This window comes from Pseudomonas mendocina, assembly GCF_003008615.1.
Taxonomy (GTDB): domain Bacteria; phylum Pseudomonadota; class Gammaproteobacteria; order Pseudomonadales; family Pseudomonadaceae; genus Aquipseudomonas; species Aquipseudomonas mendocina_C.
Genome location: NZ_CP027657.1, coordinates 4,445,086 through 4,463,687 on the forward strand (window position 1 = coordinate 4,445,086; position 18,602 = coordinate 4,463,687).

Annotated in this window: 20 protein-coding genes; all 20 read left to right on the plus strand. The window is 62.0% G+C overall.

The features are described from left to right. Positions 1 to 89 precede the first annotated feature (89 nt). The 20 genes from C7A17_RS20520 (at position 90) to flhB (ending at position 18,455) form a co-directional block, all read left to right on the plus strand. On the plus strand, positions 90 to 1,304 hold the full coding sequence (locus C7A17_RS20520) for a sensor histidine kinase (protein ID WP_106739861.1): 1,215 nt from the start codon (positions 90 to 92) through the stop codon (positions 1,302 to 1,304). A gap of 3 nt (positions 1,305 to 1,307) precedes the next feature. Continuing rightward, a complete protein-coding gene (fleR, locus tag C7A17_RS20525; RefSeq protein WP_106739863.1) occupies positions 1,308 to 2,723 on the plus strand; it encodes a sigma-54-dependent response regulator transcription factor FleR in 1,416 nt (471 codons plus the stop codon). Positions 2,724 to 2,935: 212 nt separating this feature from the next. After that, positions 2,936 to 3,265, plus strand: coding sequence for a flagellar hook-basal body complex protein FliE (gene fliE / locus C7A17_RS20530; RefSeq protein ID WP_106739866.1), 330 nt, complete (start codon positions 2,936 to 2,938; stop codon positions 3,263 to 3,265). Positions 3,266 to 3,275: 10 nt separating this feature from the next. Then, positions 3,276 to 5,060 carry a flagellar basal-body MS-ring/collar protein FliF gene (fliF, locus tag C7A17_RS20535; protein ID WP_106739868.1) on the plus strand — a complete coding sequence of 595 codons (1,785 nt, stop codon included), beginning with the start codon at positions 3,276 to 3,278 and terminating at the stop codon, positions 5,058 to 5,060. Continuing rightward, the gene (gene fliG, locus C7A17_RS20540; protein WP_106739871.1) at positions 5,053 to 6,069 is read left to right on the plus strand and encodes a flagellar motor switch protein FliG; all 1,017 of its coding nucleotides are present in this window, start codon (positions 5,053 to 5,055) and stop codon (positions 6,067 to 6,069) included. Before fliF ends, fliG begins: the two co-directional genes overlap by 8 nt. Before the next feature lie 10 nt (positions 6,070 to 6,079). After that, complete coding sequence (gene fliH / locus C7A17_RS20545; protein ID WP_106739873.1) at positions 6,080 to 6,874, plus strand: flagellar assembly protein FliH; 795 nt, start codon at positions 6,080 to 6,082, stop codon at positions 6,872 to 6,874. Continuing rightward, complete coding sequence (fliI, locus tag C7A17_RS20550; RefSeq protein WP_106739875.1) at positions 6,864 to 8,210, plus strand: flagellar protein export ATPase FliI; 1,347 nt, start codon at positions 6,864 to 6,866, stop codon at positions 8,208 to 8,210. The genes fliH and fliI overlap by 11 nt, the downstream gene beginning before the upstream one ends. 70 nt (positions 8,211 to 8,280) lie before the next feature. Next, a complete protein-coding gene (gene fliJ / locus C7A17_RS20555; RefSeq protein WP_106739878.1) occupies positions 8,281 to 8,730 on the plus strand; it encodes a flagellar export protein FliJ in 450 nt (149 codons plus the stop codon). A gap of 83 nt (positions 8,731 to 8,813) precedes the next feature. Next, complete coding sequence (locus C7A17_RS20560) at positions 8,814 to 9,119, plus strand: STAS domain-containing protein (RefSeq protein ID WP_106739881.1); 306 nt, start codon at positions 8,814 to 8,816, stop codon at positions 9,117 to 9,119. Between the two features lie 2 nt (positions 9,120 to 9,121). After that, on the plus strand, positions 9,122 to 10,810 hold the full coding sequence (locus C7A17_RS20565) for a fused response regulator/phosphatase (protein ID WP_106739883.1): 1,689 nt from the start codon (positions 9,122 to 9,124) through the stop codon (positions 10,808 to 10,810). 82 nt (positions 10,811 to 10,892) lie between these two features. After that, positions 10,893 to 11,246, plus strand: a complete 354-nt coding sequence (locus C7A17_RS20570; RefSeq protein ID WP_106739885.1) for an Hpt domain-containing protein — start codon at positions 10,893 to 10,895, stop codon at positions 11,244 to 11,246. A 224-nt stretch (positions 11,247 to 11,470) separates the two neighbouring features. Beyond that, positions 11,471 to 12,688: a flagellar hook-length control protein FliK gene (locus C7A17_RS20580; RefSeq protein ID WP_106739888.1), complete on the plus strand. Its 1,218-nt coding sequence runs from the start codon at positions 11,471 to 11,473 to the stop codon at positions 12,686 to 12,688. Positions 12,689 to 12,974: 286 nt separating this feature from the next. Then, a complete protein-coding gene (gene fliL / locus C7A17_RS20585; protein ID WP_106739891.1) occupies positions 12,975 to 13,493 on the plus strand; it encodes a flagellar basal body-associated protein FliL in 519 nt (172 codons plus the stop codon). A 13-nt stretch (positions 13,494 to 13,506) separates the two neighbouring features. Further along, positions 13,507 to 14,478 (plus strand): flagellar motor switch protein FliM, encoded by a 972-nt coding sequence (fliM, locus tag C7A17_RS20590; protein WP_106739893.1) that lies wholly within the window; start codon positions 13,507 to 13,509, stop codon positions 14,476 to 14,478. Between the two features lie 71 nt (positions 14,479 to 14,549). After that, positions 14,550 to 15,026, plus strand: coding sequence for a flagellar motor switch protein FliN (gene fliN / locus C7A17_RS20595; protein WP_106739896.1), 477 nt, complete (start codon positions 14,550 to 14,552; stop codon positions 15,024 to 15,026). A 2-nt stretch (positions 15,027 to 15,028) separates the two neighbouring features. After that, positions 15,029 to 15,460 carry a flagellar biosynthetic protein FliO gene (gene fliO / locus C7A17_RS20600; protein ID WP_106739898.1) on the plus strand — a complete coding sequence of 144 codons (432 nt, stop codon included), beginning with the start codon at positions 15,029 to 15,031 and terminating at the stop codon, positions 15,458 to 15,460. Further along, on the plus strand, positions 15,460 to 16,245 hold the full coding sequence (fliP, locus tag C7A17_RS20605) for a flagellar type III secretion system pore protein FliP (protein WP_106739901.1): 786 nt from the start codon (positions 15,460 to 15,462) through the stop codon (positions 16,243 to 16,245). The genes fliO and fliP overlap by 1 nt, the downstream gene beginning before the upstream one ends. An 11-nt stretch (positions 16,246 to 16,256) precedes the next feature. Further along, the gene (gene fliQ, locus C7A17_RS20610) at positions 16,257 to 16,526 is read left to right on the plus strand and encodes a flagellar biosynthesis protein FliQ (protein ID WP_017679172.1); all 270 of its coding nucleotides are present in this window, start codon (positions 16,257 to 16,259) and stop codon (positions 16,524 to 16,526) included. Between the two features lie 13 nt (positions 16,527 to 16,539). Next, entirely contained in the window at positions 16,540 to 17,316 is a 777-nt protein-coding gene (gene fliR / locus C7A17_RS20615; protein ID WP_106739904.1) for a flagellar biosynthetic protein FliR, read from the plus strand. 2 nt (positions 17,317 to 17,318) lie between these two features. After that, a complete protein-coding gene (gene flhB / locus C7A17_RS20620; protein WP_106739907.1) occupies positions 17,319 to 18,455 on the plus strand; it encodes a flagellar biosynthesis protein FlhB in 1,137 nt (378 codons plus the stop codon). Positions 18,456 to 18,602: the final 147 nt, after the last annotated feature.

Sequence of the window (18,602 nt, forward strand, 5' to 3'; positions counted from 1 at the left end):
GAAAAATAAGCATAAAAAATTAGGCACGGGTATTGCTAAGGCTCTTGTATCCGACCGTCTTCTGACGGTGCGTCATGCGAGAGAAGCAGATGGCAGCCAACCTTCGTCCCTCCGAGTCAGCCGAACCAAGTGTCTCGGCACCCCTCGAACAAGCCAGTCGTGCCGGGCTGGAGCAGGCTTTTGCTCTGTTCAATCAGATGTCCAGCCAGCTCAGCGAGTCCTACAGTTTGCTCGAGGCGCGAGTCAATGAACTGAAGGGGCAATTGGCGCTGGTCAGTGCCCAGCGCATGCAGGAACTGGCGGAGAAGGAGCGACTGGCTCATCGCCTGCAAAGCCTGCTGGATCTGCTGCCTGGTGGGGTGATCGTCATCGATGGTCAGGGCGTGGTGCGTGAAGCCAACCCCGTGGCCCGGGCGCTGCTCGGGCAGCCGTTGGTTGGCATGCTCTGGCGTCAGGTGATTGCTCGCAACTTCGCGCCGCGTGAAGACGATGGTCACGAAATTTCCATGCGTGACGGCCGTCGTCTATCCATTGCCACCCGTTCCCTGCACGGAGAGCCGGGGCAGCTCGTGCTTTTGACTGACCTGACAGAAACCCGTCGCCTGCAGGATCAACTGTCTCGCCATGAACGCCTCTCCGCCCTGGGGCGCATGGTCGCCTCCCTTGCGCATCAGATTCGTACGCCTCTCTCTGCTGCGCTGCTCTATGCCAGTCATCTGAACGAGCAGGTGCTGCCTGCCGAACAGCAGCAGCGCTTTGCTGGCCGTTTGAAGGAGCGCCTGCACGAGCTGGAAAATCAGGTGCGCGACATGCTGATCTTTGCCCGTGGCGAACTGCCGCTGCCGGATCGTTTGTCGCCAGTGGTGTTGTTTGGCGCCTTGCGTGCTGCAGCCGAGGCTCACGTGGGCGATATGGCCGTGCGTTGGCAGTGCGATGTGCGCGACGGCGAGTTGCTGTGCAACCGCGACACCTTGGTCGGCACTGTGCTCAACCTGATCGACAACGCCATTCAGGCCGCTGGGCGCGATGCGCGCCTGAAGATCCACCTGTATCGCCGCGCTAACCAGTTGCGCCTGTGCGTCAGTGACAACGGGCCAGGGATGGACAAGGAAACCCTGGCGCGACTGGGCGAGCCTTTCTTTACCACCAAGACCACCGGGACTGGTCTCGGCCTGGCCGTGGTCAAGGCAGTGGCGCGCGCCCATCAGGGCCAACTGCTGCTGCAATCGCGCGCGGGTCGTGGAACCTGCGCCATCGTTTCTCTGCCGCTGCAAGGTGCAGCGCCTCATTCGAATCAGGAGTAACCCATGGCTGCCAAAGTCCTGCTGGTCGAAGACGATCGCGCCTTGCGCGAAGCCCTGGCCGACACCCTGTGCCTGGGTGGGCATGATTATCGGGCTGTCGATTGTGCCGAGGCGGCACTGGTCGCGCTGACCGAGGAGCCTTTTGGGCTGGTGGTCAGCGACGTCAACATGCCTGGCATGGACGGACATCAGTTGCTGGCGCAGATTCGCAGCCGCTACCCGCAACTGCCTGTGTTGTTGATGACGGCTTTCGGCGCGGTCGAGCGTGCGGTGGATGCCATTCGCCAGGGGGCTGCCGATTACCTGGTCAAGCCATTCGAGCCGCGTACGCTGCTCGAACTGGTGGCCAAGCACGCGCTTGGAAAGTTGACAGCAGGGGATCGTGACGGCCCGGTGGCGCTCGAACCGGCCAGCGTGCAATTGCTGGAATTGGCAGCCCGTGTGGCGCAGAGCGATTCGACGGTGATGATTACCGGCGAGTCCGGTACCGGCAAGGAAGTGCTGGCGCGCTATATCCATCAGCAGTCGCCGCGCGCATCCGGCCCATTCATTGCCATCAACTGCGCGGCGATTCCCGACAACATGCTCGAGGCCACGCTGTTCGGTCATGAGAAAGGGGCCTTCACCGGGGCTGTCACCGCTCAGCCGGGCAAGTTCGAACTGGCCGGTGGCGGCACCATTCTGCTCGACGAGATTTCTGAAATGCCGCTGGGGCTGCAGGCCAAGTTGCTGCGCGTGCTGCAGGAGCGTGAAGTGGAGCGGGTGGGGGCGCGCAAGCCGATCAATCTGGACATTCGCGTGCTGGCGACCAGCAACCGTGATCTGGCCAGTGAGGTGGCGGCCGGGCGTTTCCGCGAGGATCTGTATTATCGCCTGTCGGTATTCCCGTTGGCCTGGAGACCGCTGCGGGAGCGTCCTGCCGACATTCTGCCGCTGGCCGAACGGCTGCTGGCCAAGCACGTCAAAAAAATGAATCAGGCTCAAGTGAGGCTGTCCACGTCCGCCGCGCAGAGCTTGGTGCAGCATCAATGGCCGGGCAATGTGCGCGAGCTGGATAACGCCATTCAGCGCGCATTGATCTTGCAGCAGGGCGGGGTGATTCAGGCGCAGGATCTCTGCTTGCATGCGCCCATCGGTCAGACGGTGCAGAGTGCGGCGCCGCGTCTGGCCGTGGTGCCCAGTGTCACTTCGCCTCTGCCGCAGGTCGTCGAGTCGCCTAATGCCGCTGATTCCGGGGCGCTGGGCGAGGATCTTCGGCGTCGTGAATTCCAGGTGATCATCGATACCTTGCGGGCCGAACGTGGGCGTCGCAAGGAGGCTGCCGAGCGTCTGGGCATCAGTCCGCGCACCCTGCGTTACAAGCTGGCGCAGATGCGTGATGCCGGTATGGATGTCGAGGCTTATCTCTACGCCAGCTAGCTTTGCTGGGTTTAAGGCGCTGTAGGGGTGCCTAACATGGCTGCCTGGATCCCCGCTTGCGCGGGGATGACAGTAGCTATTCTTGTTATCGTATGTCCTCGCTTCCTTGATATCTGCGTTTCGAATTTCTATCGCTGAATTTTCTGGCACCCTTGTTGCAGATACCCCTGCATAGCGCCGCTAGCGTCAAAAAGCGGGCAGTGGAGGAAGTCATGAGCCAAGGTGTCGAATTCAATCGCTTGATGCTGGAAATGCGTTCCATGCAGGCTGAGGCCATGGCGCGTCAGAAACCTGCTGTGAGCGAGCCAGTGCAAGGGGCGCCGAGTTTCTCGGAAATGCTCGGCCAGGCGGTGAACAACGTCAATGAGACCCAGCAGGCTTCCAATAAACTGGCTACCGCTTTCGAGATGGGGCAGAGCGGGGTCGATCTGACCGACGTGATGATCGCCTCGCAGAAAGCCAGCGTATCCTTTCAGGCCATGACCCAGGTGCGTAACAAGCTGGTTCAGGCGTATCAAGACATCATGCAGATGCCGGTCTGAGGATTGATTCATGGCTGAAGCAGCAGTAGCAAACGTACCGGCCAAAGCCGCCCCAGGCGAGCCCAAGGGGCCGCTGTTCGGGTTGAGCTTTCTGGAGAACCTCGCCGAGATGTCGGTGCTGCGTCAGCTCGGTCTGCTGGTCGGCCTGGCAGCCAGCGTGGCAATCGGTTTTGCCGTGGTGCTCTGGTCGCAGCAGCCGGATTACCGCCCGCTGTATGGCAGCCTCAATGGCATGGATGCGACTCAGGTGGTGGACACCCTGACCACCTCCGGCATCGACTACACCATCGAACCCAACTCCGGTGCATTGCTGGTCAAGGCCGACGACCTGGCTCGGGCGCGCATGCGTCTGGCTGCTGCTGGCGTGGCACCGACCGACACTAGCGTCGGCTTCGAGATTCTCGATCGTGAGCAGGGCCTGGGTACCAGCCAGTTCATGGAGGCGACCCGTTATCGCCGTGGCCTCGAAGGCGAGCTTGCACGTACGGTGGCCAGCCTCAACAACGTCAAGGCTGCGCGCGTGCACCTGGCCATGCCCAAGGCATCGGTCTTCGTGCGTGACGAGCGCAAGCCCAGCGCCTCGGTACTGGTGGAACTCTATCCGGGCCGCAACCTGGAGCCGAGTCAGGTGATGGCCATCGTCAATTTGGTGGCGACCAGTGTTCCGGAGCTGGACAAGGGCCAGGTCACCGTCGTCGACCAGAAGGGCAACCTGCTGTCCGATCAGCAGGAGCTGTCCGAGCTGACCATGGCTGGCAAGCAGTTCGACTACACCCGCCGCATGGAAACCCTGTTCACCCAGCGCGTGCACAACATTCTGCAGCCGGTGCTGGGCACTGGTCGCTACAAGGCAGAAGTCTCCGCCGACGTCGATTTCAGCGCGGTGGAGTCCACCTCCGAGATGTTCAACCCGGATCAACCAGCGCTGCGCAGCGAACAACAGGTCAACGAGCAGCGCCAGAGCAGCCTGCCGCCGCAAGGCGTCCCCGGCGCGCTTTCCAACCAGCCTCCAGGCCCGGCTGCCGCTCCGCAGCAGGCTGCTGGCGCCGCACCACCTGCTGGGCCTATTGCCGCCGGCCAACCGCTGGTCGATGCCAATGGCCAGCAGATCATGGATCCGGCGACGGGGCAGCCGATGCTGGCACCGTATCCGGCGGACAAGCGCGAGCAGTCCACCCGCAACTTTGAGCTGGATCGCTCCATCAGCTACACCCGTCAGCAGCAGGGGCGTCTGCGTCGCCTGTCGGTGGCGGTGGTCGTGGATGATCAGGTGCGTGTCGATCCAGCCACTGGCGAGTCCAGCCGAGTGCCATGGACTGCCGATGATCTGGCGCGTTTCACCCGCCTGGTGCAGGATTCGGTGGGCTTCGACGCCAGCCGTGGCGACAGCGTCAGCGTGATCAACACCGCGTTCACCGCTTCGCTGGGCGAGGAAATTCCGGACATTCCGTTCTACACCCAGCCCTGGTTCTGGGACATCGTCAAGCAAGTGCTCGGCGTGCTGTTCATCCTGGTGCTGGTATTCGGCGTGCTGCGCCCGGTGCTCAACAACATCACGGGTGGTGGCAGAGGCAAGGATCTGGCGGGCTCTGGCGATGTCGAGCTAGGTGAGATGGGGGGGCTGGGCGGCGAGCTGTCCGATGATCGGGTCAGCCTCGGCGGACCGCAGAGCATCATGTTGCCTAGCCCCAGCGAGGGGTATGATGCACAACTGAACGCTATCAAGAGTCTGGTAGCGGAAGATCCTGGCCGCGTAGCGCAGGTCGTGAAAGAGTGGATCAACGCCGATGAGTGATAATCGCACCGCTACCAAGCTGAACAAGGTCGACAAGGCCGCCATTCTCTTGCTATCGCTCGGCGAGACGGACGCCGCTCAGGTGTTGCGGCACCTGGGGCCGAAGGAAGTGCAGCGCGTCGGCGTGGCAATGGCGGGCATGCGCAACATCCACCGCGAACAGGTGGAGCAGGTGATGGCCGAGTTCGTCGATATCGTCGGCGACCAGACCAGCCTTGGCGTCGGCGCCGATGGCTATATCCGCAAGATGCTCACCCAGGCATTGGGCGAGGACAAGGCCGGCAACCTGATCGACCGTATTCTGCTTGGCGGCAGCACCAGTGGCCTGGACAGCCTCAAGTGGATGGAGCCGCGTGCCGTGGCCGACGTGATCCGTTACGAGCACCCGCAGATCCAGGCCATCGTTGTGGCCTACCTCGATCCGGATCAGGCCGGTGAAGTGCTCAGCCACTTCGATCACAAGGTGCGCCTGGACATCATCCTGCGCGTATCCTCGCTCAACACCGTGCAACCGTCCGCCCTCAAGGAATTGAATCAGATCCTCGAGAAGCAGTTCTCCGGCAGCGCCAATACCACGCGCGCCTCGATGGGCGGCGTGAAGCGGGCGGCGGACATCATGAACTTCCTCGACAGCTCGGTTGAGGGCCAGTTGATGGACTCGATCCGCGAAGTGGACGAAGACCTGTCGACGCAGATCGAAGACCTGATGTTCGTCTTCGACAACCTGGCCGACGTCGACGACCGTGGCATCCAGGCGCTGCTGCGCGAGGTTTCCTCCGAAGTGCTGGTACTGGCGCTCAAGGGCGCCGACGAGGCGATCAAGGACAAGGTGTTCAAGAACATGTCCAAGCGCGCGGCCGAACTGTTGCGCGACGACCTGGAGGCCAAAGGGCCTGTACGTGTCAGCGATGTCGAGACTGCGCAGAAGGAAATCCTCACCATCGCCCGTCGCATGGCCGAAGCCGGAGAGATCGTGCTCGGCGGCAAGGGCGGCGAAGAGATGGTCTAGGAGCTGACGCATGGCTGCCAAGGAGCCGGAAAGCGAGCTGATTCGCGCCAAGGATCTCGGCATGTTCGACCGCTGGGCGCTGCCCAGCTTCGACGAGCCAGGTGCCGAGCCGGTCGAGGTCGAAGAAGTACTGGCCGAGCCTGCCACCACTCCTGTCGAGCCCGAGCAAGCCGGGCAAATCGAGGAAGTCGCGCTCGAGGACGTCAAGCCGCTGACGCTCGATGAGCTCGAGGCTATCCGCCAGGACGCCTACAACGAAGGTTTCGCCACCGGCGAGAAAGATGGCTTCCACGCTGGCCAGATCAAGGCCAAGCAAGAGGCCGACGCCGCCTTGGCAGTCAAGGTCAATGGCCTGGAAAAACTCATGGCGCAGTTGCTCGATCCCATCGCCGAGCAGGATCAGCAACTGGAGGTCGCTCTGGTGCGCCTGGTCAGCCACATGGCGCGCGAGGTCATTCAGCGCGAGCTGAGCACCGACTCCAGCCAGATCCGCCAGGTATTGCGCGAGGCGCTCAAGCTGCTGCCGATGGGCGCGGGCAACGTGCGCATTCAGATCAATCCGCAAGACTTCGAAACCGTCAAGGCACTGCGCGAGCGCCATGAGGAAAGCTGGCGCATTCTCGAAGATGAGAGCCTGCTGCCGGGCGGTTGCCGCATCGAGGCAGAACACAGCCAGATCGATGCCAGTGTCGAAACCCGCATGGCCCAGGCGCTCAAGCAGTTGTTCGAGCAGCAGCGGGCGCAGATCACCGAGCCGCCGGAGGCGGACATAAGCCTGGATCTGGACAACCCCGATGCGCCTTGATCGCGTGAGTTTCGCCCGGCGCCTGGAGGGCTATAGCGACGCGATCAGCCTACCCAGTCAGCCTATACTCGAAGGCCGTCTGTTGCGCATGGTCGGCCTGACCCTGGAGGCCGAAGGACTGCGCGCTGCCATTGGCAGTCGTTGTCTGGTGATCAATAGCGACAGCTATCACCCGGTGCAGGTGGAAGCCGAGGTCATGGGCTTTTCCGGTGGCAAGATCTACCTGATGCCGGTCGGCAGCCTGGCCGGTATCGCGCCGGGTGCACGCGTGGTGCCATTGCCAGACGCCGGACGTTTGCCCATGGGCATGACCATGTTGGGGCGGGTTCTCGATGGCGCGGGCCGCGCGCTGGATGGCAAGGGCGGCATGAAGGCCGAGGATTGGGTGCCGATGGATGGGCCGGCCATCAACCCGCTCAATCGTGATCCCATCAGCCAGCCACTGGATGTTGGCATTCGTTCGATCAATGGCCTGCTGACCGTGGGGCGTGGCCAGCGTTTGGGCCTGTTCGCCGGTACCGGGGTGGGCAAGTCGGTGCTGCTGGGCATGATGACCCGTTTTACCGAGGCCGAGATCATTGTGGTCGGCCTGATCGGCGAGCGGGGTCGCGAGGTCAAGGAGTTCATCGACGAGATTCTCGGTGAGGAAGGCCTCAAGCGCTCGGTGGTCGTGGCGTCACCGGCCGACGATGCGCCGCTCATGCGCCTGCGCGCGGCACAATACTGCACGCGCATCGCCGAATACTTTCGTGACAAGGGCAAGAACGTCTTGCTGTTGATGGATTCGTTGACCCGCTATGCCCAGGCTCAGCGGGAGATCGCCCTGGCCATTGGCGAGCCGCCTGCGACCAAGGGCTATCCGCCTTCGGTGTTCGCCAAGCTACCCAAGCTGGTGGAACGTGCCGGTAACGCCGAGGCTGGCGGCGGGTCGATCACTGCGTTCTACACCGTGCTCAGCGAGGGGGACGATCAGCAGGATCCCATTGCTGATGCCGCACGTGGCGTACTCGACGGGCACTTCGTATTGTCGCGTCGGTTGGCTGAGGAGGGACATTACCCGGCCATCGACATCGAATCCTCCATCAGCCGGGTGATGCCGCAGGTGGTGCCGCCCGAGCAGTTGAAGCAGGCGCAGCGCTTCAAGCAGTTGTGGGCACGTTATCAGCAGAGTCGCGACCTGATCAGCGTCGGTGCCTATGTGCCTGGCGGTGATGCTGATACCGATCTGGCCATTGCCCGTCAGCCGGTGATGGCTCAATACCTGCGTCAGGGGCTCAGTGAAAGCGTAGGGATGGTGCAAAGCCGCGATCAATTGGCCGGGGTGCTGGGACAGTGACCTGGGGCCATGGGGCGGGTGACGCCCGCCAGGGTGAACTGCCGGGTTGCTCCCGCCCTCCGAGGTGCGGATGAGCCTGAGTCGCGCCAAGCGCCTGCAACCTGTCGTCGATATGGCGGAAAAGGCCGAGCGAGAGGCCGCGCGCCAGATGGGGCATTGTCAGGGGCTGGTGGGCCAGGCCGAGGCCAAACTGGGCGAGCTGGAGCGTTTTCGTGGCGATTACCAGCAGCAGTGGATCAGCGAAGGCAGCAAGGGCGTATCCGGGCAGTGGCTGATGAACTATCAGCGTTTCCTTTCACAGCTGGAAACGGCCGTCGCCCAGCAGCAGCAGAGCATCGAATGGCATCGTGCCAATCTGGAGAAGGTTCGCGCCATCTGGCAGCAACGATATGCACGTCTGGAGGGCCTGCGTAAGTTGGTACAGCGCTACATAGCCGAGGCGCGGCTGGCCGAGGATAAACGGGAGCAGAAGCTGCTCGACGAGCTTGCGCAACGCCTGACGGATCGCGGCGAACCCTGATAGCAGTTGTCTCGCTTTCTGCCAAATGCTACACCTTGAGCGTACGCCGACTAATCCGGCAAGGTCTCGACTAAGGAGCAGACATGGCCATCACCTCGCAACCGTCCGCGGACGGGCAAGAGCTGACCATCGTGATTCGAGGGCGATTCGATTTCGCCTCTCACCAGGAGTTTCGCGACGCCTACGAACGCATCAGCATCACACCGAAGCGCTACCAGGTCGACCTGCAGGACACCAGCTATCTGGACAGCTCGGCATTAGGCATGCTCCTGTTGCTGCGTGATCATGCCGGTGGTGATGCGGCACAGATTCGCCTGCTCAATTGCAGCAGCGACGTACGCAAGATTCTGGCGATTTCCAACTTCGAGCAACTGTTTCAGATCAACTGAGCATGCCTGAGCGTCTGTCGATCCTGATCGCCGAGGACAACGCGGCCGACCGTATGCTGCTGTCCACCATCGTCAGCCGCCAGGGGCACCGTGTGCTCACCGCCAGCAATGGCCTGGAGGCCGTTGCATTGTTCGAGCAGGAGCGTCCGCAACTGGTCTTGATGGATGCTCTGATGCCGGTAATGGACGGCTTCGAGGCGGCGCGCAGGATCAAGCAGCAGGCCGGCGAGGCGCTGGTACCGATCATCTTTCTCACCTCGTTGACCGAAGGTGAAGCGCTGGTTCGCTGCCTGGAAGCTGGTGGCGACGATTTTCTCGCCAAGCCCTATAACCGCGTGATACTCGAAGCCAAGATCGGCGCCATGGATCGCCTGCGTCGTCTGCAGGACACCGTGCTGCAGCAGCGTGATCTGATCGCCCGGCACAACGAGCACCTGCTGCGTGAGCAGCGTGTGGCCAAGGCGGTATTCGACAAGGTGGCGCATTCCGGCTGTCTGGATGCACCGAACATTCGTTACCTGCAATCGCCCTATGCGCTGTTCAACGGCGATTTGCTGCTGGCTGCCTACAAGCCTTCGGGCGGCATGCACGTGATGCTCGGCGACTTCACCGGTCATGGCCTGCCAGCGGCAATTGGTGCCATGCCGCTGGCCGAGGTGTTCTACGGCATGACTGCCAAGGGCCATGCCCTGGCCGAAATTCTTCGCGAGATCAACGCCAAGCTCAAACGCATCCTGCCGGTAGGTGTGTTCTGCTGCGCCACCTTGCTCAATATCAGCAGCAAGCGCGGGTTGCTGGAGGTGTGGAACGGCGGGCTGCCCGACGGGCACCTGTTGCACGGCGACGGGCGACCTCGCCAGGCGCTGGTATCGCGTCACTTGCCGCTGGGCATTCTTGAGCCCGCAGCGTTCAGCGACCGTTGCGAAATCTATCCGTTGACACCGGGTGATCGCATCTTTCTGCTCAGTGATGGCGTGCTGGAGGCCAGCAATCAACAGGGTGAGTTGTTTGGTGAAGCTCGGTTACTGGCCTTGCTCGATGCCAATCGCCAGCCTCAGGCCCTGTTCGAGGAAATCCAGCAGGCGTTGGTGGCGTTTCGTGGTGAGCAACAGGACGACGTCAGCATGCTTCAGGTCGGCCTCGCCGAGGACGACGAGCATCCCCGGCCGCTGGCCTTCGCCGATAGCGGCCACAGCAGTCCGCTGGACTGGTCGGCGAGTTTCGAATTTCGTGCGCAGAGTCTGCGTCACTTCAATCCCTTGCCGTTCCTGCTGCAATTACTGCTGGATGTACAGGCGCTCAGACCGCGTGGTGGAGAACTCTACACGGTGCTGGCCGAGCTTTACTCCAATGCGCTGGAGCATGGCGTGATGGGCCTGGACTCGTCGCTCAAACAGGATTCCAGCGGTTTTGCCGAGTACTATCGAGAACGGCGCCTGCGTCTGGCGGCGTTGAGCGATGGTTATGTACGTTTCCATTTGCAGTTGCTGCCGGAGGCGGGTGGTGGTCGTCTGATCGTACGGGTCGAGGACAGTGGCCCGGGGTTCGATCCGGCAACCATCCTCACGTCTCAGGATGAAGCGCTGTGTGGTCGTGGCCTGACGCTGGTGCGTGAACTCAGCGATGGATTCCAGGGCTGGCCTGACGGGCAGGGCGTCAGCGTGGAGTTTTGTTGGGCCGCTGAGGCATAATATGCAGGTTCTGTATCAGGCTCAGCGGCGTTACTCGTGCTGAAGCCAGAGCAGACATCGTTGTCGTTCAGGGAGTTTCTCGGTGTCCGATATCCATCTCGACGATGCCGTCCTGGCTGCCCTGCAGGACGTCATGGAAGACGAATACCCCATTCTGCTCGATACCTTCGTAGCCGATTCTGAAGAGCGCCTGCGTCTTCTGCATCAGGCCGAAGCTGAAGGTGACGCGCAGGGACTGCGCCTGGCCGCGCACAGCTTCAAGGGCAGTTGCAGTAACATGGGAGCGGTGATGCTCGCCGGCCTGTGCAAGCAGCTTGAGGATGCCGGACGACGTGAGACCCTGGAGCTGGCGCCAGCGTTGATCGAGCAGATCGAGCGCGAGTTCGCCATCGTCCGCATCCTGTTCAAATCCGAGCGCCAGCGTTACCGCGTCTGACCTTCGTTATAGGTATTCTGGGGGCGCCTCTAAAAACGTAGGCGAGGCAGCCAGCGCAAGGCAAAAACAGGCGAAAAAGCGGAGTTTACGTGCTGTAAATGAGCATTTTGAGCATGTTTTTAACGCCGCGATGGCAACGCAGGTAGTTTTTAGAGGTGCCCTCTGCTCGACTTGGCCCATCCTTTGCTCTGATACCGTCACGACCCAATAGACGGAGAGCGTCCATGTCCGCGTTGCCCGACCTACGCCTGCAGGCCACGCCTGAGGTGAAGAGCAAAGCGCAGCCACCCGCCAAAGCGCCAGAGCCCAGCAAGAACGGGGCTTCGAGCTTTGCCGAGGTGTATGCCAAAGAGCGCCAGAGCAAACCTGGCGAGCGCGCCAATGGCTCTGCACAAAGCAATCAGGAGCCGGCAAAGCCCGCTACCGACTCCCCCGGCGCTGCCGCCGAAGAGGCGGATGTTGCCGCCTCCGGCAATTCCTTGCCGAGCGATGAGCAGGCCCCTGAAGCCATCGATCCGCTGCTGGCCATGGCGCTGGGGGGGATTCAGACGCAGCCTGAGGAGGCGCCGCCTACCGAGGATGCTCTGGAGGCGCCAGCACTGATCATCAGTGGCCTTGCCAACAACGTGACGGATGAGCCGGAGCCAGTGCTGGAGGACGACTCACTCGACCCTATGGCCATGCTCAAGCAGCTGCCGGAAGAGGACAGCAAGGCGCAGGTGGCCCAGGAGAGCGTGAGCAAGAATTCGCGCGCGAACAGCACCGACTTCGCGGCTGCGATGGCGGCCATGGGCAAGGGTGAGGAGAAGACCAAGGCCAGCGACGAGGTGAGCCTGGAGTTGCCACTCGATGACTTGGCCAAGGACGCGCTGGAAAGTCTCAAGGACAGCGTGCAACCCACTCGCCCCGACCAGTTCGTCAGCAAGCTCAACGCGTTGACCCAGGCGCTCAATCAGCAGACCACGGCGGCACCTCGCTTGCCGTTGGTGCCGGGCCAGCCGGTGCCCATGCATCAGGGGGGCTGGAGCGAGGCGGTGGTTGATCGCGTCATGTGGTTGTCCAGCCAGAACCTCAAGTCGGCCGAGATCCAGCTTGATCCGGCAGAACTGGGACGCCTTGAGGTACGGGTGAACCTGTCCCAGGATCAGGCTCAGGTGACCTTCGCCAGTCCCAACGCCGGTGTGCGTGAAGCGCTGGAGGGGCAGATGCATCGGCTGCGCGAGCTGTTCGCTCAGCAGGGGATGAACCTGGCCGACGCCAATGTTTCTGATCAGTCGCTCAATCGTGGCTGGCAGGGACAGGGGCAAGGTGAGGGCGGTCGTGGTGGGGCGGGTTCTGCTGACGGGCGCCTGGTTGCCGACGAGGCGTTGCCAGGTGTACATCAGGAGGTTCGCAGCGAGCACCTGAGCTCGGGACGTGGTCTTGTCGACTACTACGCCTGAGGCACTGTGGTGTGGGTGATTGACGTGCCACCCACTTCGGCTGCCTGGTGAGGACTGAGGCGCACAGAAAGCGCTCGATCTCCGCTGGTCGGCGTTACTCCGCTAGACTTGCATTCGCCCGGGTGGTCGATAGGCCGCCTGGGCGAATGCATTTTGGGTGACAGCAAGGGCGCGGCCCTGTTAAATCCGCAGCCCAGAGTTAGACAAGCCTGCTCATATGCTGGCATAACACTTGCTCTTAACCCTTTGAAAGCGGAAAGAACGTAGGCAGTGACGGATTATTGGCATGGCTAAGAAAGAAGCAGCACCGGCCGCCGACGGGCAGCCGGCCGGCAAGAGCAAACTCAAGCTCATCATCCTCATCGTCGTGGGCTTGCTCCTGGCTATAGGTCTGTCCATTGGCGGTACCTGGTTCATTCTCAGCAAGGGTGACAAGAGCGAGGAGGCCAAGCCGGCAGAAGCGGCCAGCACGACACCAGTGCGGCAGCCCGCGATCTACCAGGATCTGCAGCCGGCCTTCGTGGTCAATTTCAATTACCAGAACCGTACCCGCTACCTGCAGGTGAGCATGGCGCTGATGAGTCGCGATGCCGCCGGCATGGAGAAACTCAAGGTTCACATGCCGGTGCTGCGTAACCGTCTGGTGATGTTGCTGTCCGGCCAGGATTTCGCAGCCCTGCAGACACCTTTGGGCAAGGAGATGCTCCTGCAGCAGGCATTGGCCAGCGTGCAGGAACTGGCTCAGACGGAAACCGGCAGCACCGTGGTCGAGCAGGTGCTCTTCACCAACTTCGTTTTGCAGTAGCCGGGAGCTGAACATGGCCGTGCAGGATCTGCTTTCCCAGGACGAGATCGATGCGCTGTTGCATGGCGTCGATGACGGCCTGGTTGAGACCGAAGACGCCGCGGAACCCGGTAGCGTCAAGCAATATGACCTGACCAGCCAGGATCGTATCGTCCGTGGGCGCATGCCGACCCTGGAGATGATCAACGAGCGTTTTGCCCGTTACACCCGCATCAGCATGTTCAACCTGCTGCGCCGGTCGGCTGACGTGGCGGTCGGCGGCGTGCAGGTCATGAAGTTCGGCGAGTACGTTCACTCGCTCTACGTACCGACCAGTCTCAACCTGGTGAAGATGAAGCCGCTGCGTGGCACCGGCCTGTTCATCCTCGACGCCAAGCTGGTGTTCAAGCTGGTGGACAACTTCTTCGGCGGCGATGGGCGCCATGCCAAGATCGAAGGCCGCGAATTCACTCCGACCGAACTGCGCGTGGTGCGCATGGTGCTCGACCAGGCCTTCGTCGACCTGCGCGAAGCCTGGCATGCGGTGATGGACATCAACTTCGAGTACGTCAACTCCGAGGTCAACCCGGCGCTGGCCAATATCGTCAGCCCCAGCGAAGTGGTGGTGGTGTCCACCTTCCACATCGAATTGGATGGTGGCGGTGGTGACCTGCACATCACCATGCCCTACTCGATGATCGAGCCGATCCGCGAGATGCTCGATGCCGGTTTCCAGTCCGACGTCGACGATCAGGACGAGCGTTGGATCAAGGCGCTGCGTGAGGACATCCTCGACGTCAGCGTACCGCTGGGCGCCACCGTGGCGCGTCGGCAGTTGAAGCTACGTGACATCCTGCACATGCAGCCGGGCGACGTGATTCCGGTCGAGTTGCCGGAGAACGTGGTCATGCGCGCCAATGGCGTACCGACTTTCAAGGTCAAGCTGGGCGCCCATAAGGGCAATCTGGCCCTGCAAGTGCTCGAACCGATCGAACGCCAGCGCTGAGGCGCTGGTAACTCCAAGAGGGCCATTGGGCCCGATGCGAACGAATAGCTGAAGCCAGGCGAGGAAAGACGATGGCAGATGAAGAAAACACCTCCCCCGAGGAGCAGGCACTGGCCGATGAGTGGGCAGCTGCGCTGGCCGAGGCGGGCGATGCCGACCAGGACGATATCGATGCCATGCTGGCCGGGCAGAGCGCTGCTCAGCCTGCAGCACCTGCGGCGCCGCGAGCGCCGATGGAAGAGTTCGGCAGCGCACCGCCTGCCATGAGCCTACCCGTGAATCTGGAAGGGCCCAATCTGGATGTGATTCTGGACATTCCGGTATCCATTTCCATGGAAGTGGGCAACACCGATATCACCATCCGCAACCTGTTGCAGCTCAATCAGGGCTCGGTGATCGAACTGGATCGCCTGGCTGGTGAGCCACTCGATGTGCTGGTCAATGGCACGCTGATCGCCCATGGTGAAGTGGTGGTGGTCAACGAGAAGTTCGGCATCCGTCTCACCGACGTGATCAGCCCCAGCGAACGTATCAAGAAGCTGCGCTGATCATGGCTCGACTTCTCGCATTGCTGCTGGCGCTGCCTGGTGCCGTACTGGCCGCCGAACCTGTCGGCAAGGCAGCCACGCCGATGGCGGGCAGCGACATCGCCGGCCAGCTCGGTCAACTGCTGCTTGGCCTGTTGCTGGTAATCGGCCTGATCTTCCTGTTGGCCTGGCTGCTGCGTCGTGTTCAGCAACTGAACCCGCGGGGCGGGCAGGTGATCAAGCTGCTCTCGACCCAGGCGCTCGGCCCGCGTGATCGCCTGGTGCTGGTGCAGGTGGGCAACGAGCAAATTCTGCTGGGCCTGTCCGCCGGACGCATCACGCCGCTGCACGTGCTCAAGGAGCCGGTGCACCTGGCTGATGCCGAACCGGCCACGCCGGAGTTCGCCCAGCGCCTGATGGAGCTGCTGGGCAAGGATCAGAAGGACAAATCCTGATGCTGCGTTTGTTGCTGGTGGTGCTGCTCAGCCTGGCCGCTTCACTGGCTTTTGCCGAAGATCCACCGACAGGCAGTTCGCTGATCCAGCAGGGCAATAGCCCGTTGTCGATACCAGCCATCACTTTGTCGACGGACGCAGAAGGCCAGCAGGAATATTCGGTCAGCCTGCAGATTCTGCTGATCATGACCGCGCTGAGCTTCATTCCGGCGTTCGTCATGCTGATGACCAGCTTTACCCGGATCATCATCGTCTTTTCCATCCTGCGTCAGGCTCTGGGCCTGCAGCAGACGCCGTCGAACCAGATTCTGGTCGGCCTTGCCCTGTTCCTGACCATGTTCATCATGGCGCCGATCTTCGATCGGATTAATACCAGTGCGCTGCAGCCGTACCTCAACGAGGAGATCGTCGCGCAGGAGGCCTTGAAGCGGGCCGAGGTGCCCATTCGCGACTTCATGCTGGCGCAGACCCGTGAGAGCGATCTGGCGCTGTTCGTGCGCCTGTCCAAGCGCACTGACCTGGCGGGTGTCGAAGACGTACCCTTGACCATCCTGGTGCCGGCCTTCGTCACCTCGGAGCTGAAGACGGCGTTCCAGATCGGCTTCATGATCTTCATCCCGTTTCTGATCATCGACATGGTGGTCGCCAGTATCCTCATGGCGATGGGCATGATGATGCTCTCGCCCCTGATCATTTCCTTGCCGTTCAAGATCATGCTGTTTGTATTGGTCGACGGCTGGGCGCTGATCATGGGCACCCTGGCCGCCAGTTTCGGCACGATATAGCGAGGCTCACGATGACTCCCGAGGTGGCAGTTGACCTGTTTCGCGAAGCGCTCTGGCTGATCGTACTGATCGTCGGCCTGGCGGTGGTGCCGAGCCTGCTAGTGGGCCTGGTGGTCGCCATGTTCCAGGCCGCCACGCAGATCAACGAACAGACCCTGAGCTTCCTGCCGCGCCTGATGGTGATGCTGATCACCCTGATCTGGGCCGGCCCCTGGCTGGTGAGTCAGCTGATGGAGTACACCCAGACGCTGATTCAGAACATTCCGTACCTCATAGGTTGAGGGGCAGGGCGCGATGCTGGAATTGAGCAACGAGCAGATCAGTGGCTGGGTCGGCCAGTTTCTGCTGCCGTTGTTCCGTATCGCCGCGATGTTGATGGTGATGCCGATCATCGGCACCCAACTGGTGCCGACCCGTGTGCGGCTGTACCTGGCTCTGGCCATCAGCGTCGTGCTGGTGCCCACCCTGCCGCCCATGTCGCAAGTGGATGCGCTGAGCCTGCGTAGCCTGTTGCTGATCCTCGAGCAGGTGCTGATTGGCGCCATGTTCGGTTTCATTCTGCAGCTGTTTTTCCACCTGTTCGCCGTGGCTGGACAAATCATTGCGATGCAGATGGGCCTGGGTTTCGCTTCCATGGTCGACCCAACCAACGGTGTCTCCGTTCCAGTGCTTGGCCAGTTCATGCTGATGCTGGTGACCTTGCTGTTTCTGGCCATCAATGGCCACTTGGTGGCGCTGGAGATTCTCGCTGAGAGCTTCGTCGCTTTGCCCTCCGGGCAGGGCCTGATGGTCAACCACTACTGGGAGCTGGCAGGCAAGCTGAGTTGGGTGATCGGCGCAGGGCTGTTGTTGACCCTGCCAATGGTCACTGCGCTGTTGGTGATCAACCTGGCCTTCGGTGTGATGACCCGCGCTGCGCCGCAGCTGAACATCTTTTCCATCGGCTTCCCCCTGACCCTGGCCCTGGGCCTGGTGATCTTCTGGGTGGGGCTTTCCGACTTCGGCAACCTGTTCCAGGGGTTGGCCAGTGAAGCCTTGCAGCAACTGGGCGAATTCGCCCGGACGAGGTAGCTATGGCCGAGAGCGAAAGCGGCGCCGACAAGAGCGAGGAACCCACTGGTAAGCGGCTCGAAGAGTCGCGGAAAAAAGGCCAGATCGCTCGCTCCAAGGAGCTCAATACCCTGGCGGTGACCCTGACCGGCACCATCGCGCTGATGATCTTCGGCGCGCAGATGGGGGACGCCATGCTCGATCTGATGCGCGGCAACTTCAGCCTGTCACGTGACGTGCTGATGAACGAAGGCAGCATGGCGCTGTACCTGCTTGCGTCCGGCAAGCATGCCTTGCAGGCCATGTTGCCGTTCCTCATCGCCCTGTTGATCGCCTCCATCGCCGGCCCCATCGTCTTGGGCGGCTGGTTGTTCTCGGTCGAGGCGTTGCAGCCCAAGGGCAGTCGCATGAATCCGCTGGCCGGACTCAAGCGGATGTTCTCGGTGCAGGCGCTGGTGGAACTGCTCAAGGCCCTGGCCAAGTTTCTGGTGATCCTCGCCGTGGCCTTGCTGGTGCTATCGATGGATCAGGACGATCTGCTCTCCATCGCCAATGAGCCGGTGGAGCCCGCCATCCTGCATAGCTTGCAGGTGGTGGGCTGGAGCGCGCTGTGGCTGTCGTGCGGGCTGATCCTGATCGCGGCGGTGGACGTGCCGTTCCAGCTGTGGAGCCACAAGAACAAGCTCAAGATGACCAAGCAGGAAGTGCGTGACGAGTACAAGGACACCGAGGGCAAACCGGAGGTCAAAGGGCGTATTCGTCAGCTGCAACGTGAGATGGCCGAGCGCCGCATGATGCAGGCCGTGCCCCAGGCTGATGTGGTCATCACCAACCCGACCCACTTTGCCGTGGCGCTCAAGTATGACCCGGACAATGGCGGCGCGCCGGTGCTGTTGGCCAAGGGTGGCGATTTCCTGGCGCTGAAGATTCGCGAGATCGCTCAGGAGCACCAGGTCATGGTGCTGGAGTCGCCGGCTCTGGCTCGGGCGGTGTACTACTCCACGGAACTCGAACAGGAGATTCCTGCCGGTCTGTATCTCGCCGTGGCGCAAGTGCTGGCCTACGTCTACCAGTTGCGCCAGTACCGCGCCGGCAAGGGCAAGCGGCCAGCGCCACTGCCCGATCTGCCGATTCCGCCGGATTTGCGTCGCGATTCGTAGGGCGGATCGGGCCGCTGGCCGCTCGTAGGGCTGACTCAGGAGCGCCAGCGAACAGTCCGCCGTGTTTGGGCGCGGCACAAATCCAGCGGCGTACTGCTTCGCGGACGGATCGCCGCCCGGTACGCCCTGCGGAGCTCATAATCAGCG

Bases quoted from the DNA above. Each gene is read 5' to 3' on its own strand.
- C7A17_RS20520 (WP_106739861.1), top strand. From the start codon at position 90: ATGGCAGCCAACCTTCGTCCCTCCGAGTCAGCCGAACCAAGTGTCTCG.
- fleR (WP_106739863.1), top strand. From the start codon at position 1,308: ATGGCTGCCAAAGTCCTGCTGGTCGAAGACGATCGCGCCTTGCGCGAA.
- fliE (WP_106739866.1), top strand. From the start codon at position 2,936: ATGAGCCAAGGTGTCGAATTCAATCGCTTGATGCTGGAAATGCGTTCC.
- fliF (WP_106739868.1), top strand. From the start codon at position 3,276: ATGGCTGAAGCAGCAGTAGCAAACGTACCGGCCAAAGCCGCCCCAGGC.
- fliG (WP_106739871.1), top strand. From the start codon at position 5,053: ATGAGTGATAATCGCACCGCTACCAAGCTGAACAAGGTCGACAAGGCC.
- fliH (WP_106739873.1), top strand. From the start codon at position 6,080: ATGGCTGCCAAGGAGCCGGAAAGCGAGCTGATTCGCGCCAAGGATCTC.
- fliI (WP_106739875.1), top strand. From the start codon at position 6,864: ATGCGCCTTGATCGCGTGAGTTTCGCCCGGCGCCTGGAGGGCTATAGC.
- fliJ (WP_106739878.1), top strand. From the start codon at position 8,281: ATGAGCCTGAGTCGCGCCAAGCGCCTGCAACCTGTCGTCGATATGGCG.
- C7A17_RS20560 (WP_106739881.1), top strand. From the start codon at position 8,814: ATGGCCATCACCTCGCAACCGTCCGCGGACGGGCAAGAGCTGACCATC.
- C7A17_RS20565 (WP_106739883.1), top strand. From the start codon at position 9,122: ATGCCTGAGCGTCTGTCGATCCTGATCGCCGAGGACAACGCGGCCGAC.
- C7A17_RS20580 (WP_106739888.1), top strand. From the start codon at position 11,471: ATGTCCGCGTTGCCCGACCTACGCCTGCAGGCCACGCCTGAGGTGAAG.
- fliL (WP_106739891.1), top strand. From the start codon at position 12,975: ATGGCTAAGAAAGAAGCAGCACCGGCCGCCGACGGGCAGCCGGCCGGC.
- fliM (WP_106739893.1), top strand. From the start codon at position 13,507: ATGGCCGTGCAGGATCTGCTTTCCCAGGACGAGATCGATGCGCTGTTG.
- fliN (WP_106739896.1), top strand. From the start codon at position 14,550: ATGGCAGATGAAGAAAACACCTCCCCCGAGGAGCAGGCACTGGCCGAT.
- fliO (WP_106739898.1), top strand. From the start codon at position 15,029: ATGGCTCGACTTCTCGCATTGCTGCTGGCGCTGCCTGGTGCCGTACTG.
- fliP (WP_106739901.1), top strand. From the start codon at position 15,460: ATGCTGCGTTTGTTGCTGGTGGTGCTGCTCAGCCTGGCCGCTTCACTG.
- fliQ (WP_017679172.1), top strand. From the start codon at position 16,257: ATGACTCCCGAGGTGGCAGTTGACCTGTTTCGCGAAGCGCTCTGGCTG.
- fliR (WP_106739904.1), top strand. From the start codon at position 16,540: ATGCTGGAATTGAGCAACGAGCAGATCAGTGGCTGGGTCGGCCAGTTT.
- flhB (WP_106739907.1), top strand. From the start codon at position 17,319: ATGGCCGAGAGCGAAAGCGGCGCCGACAAGAGCGAGGAACCCACTGGT.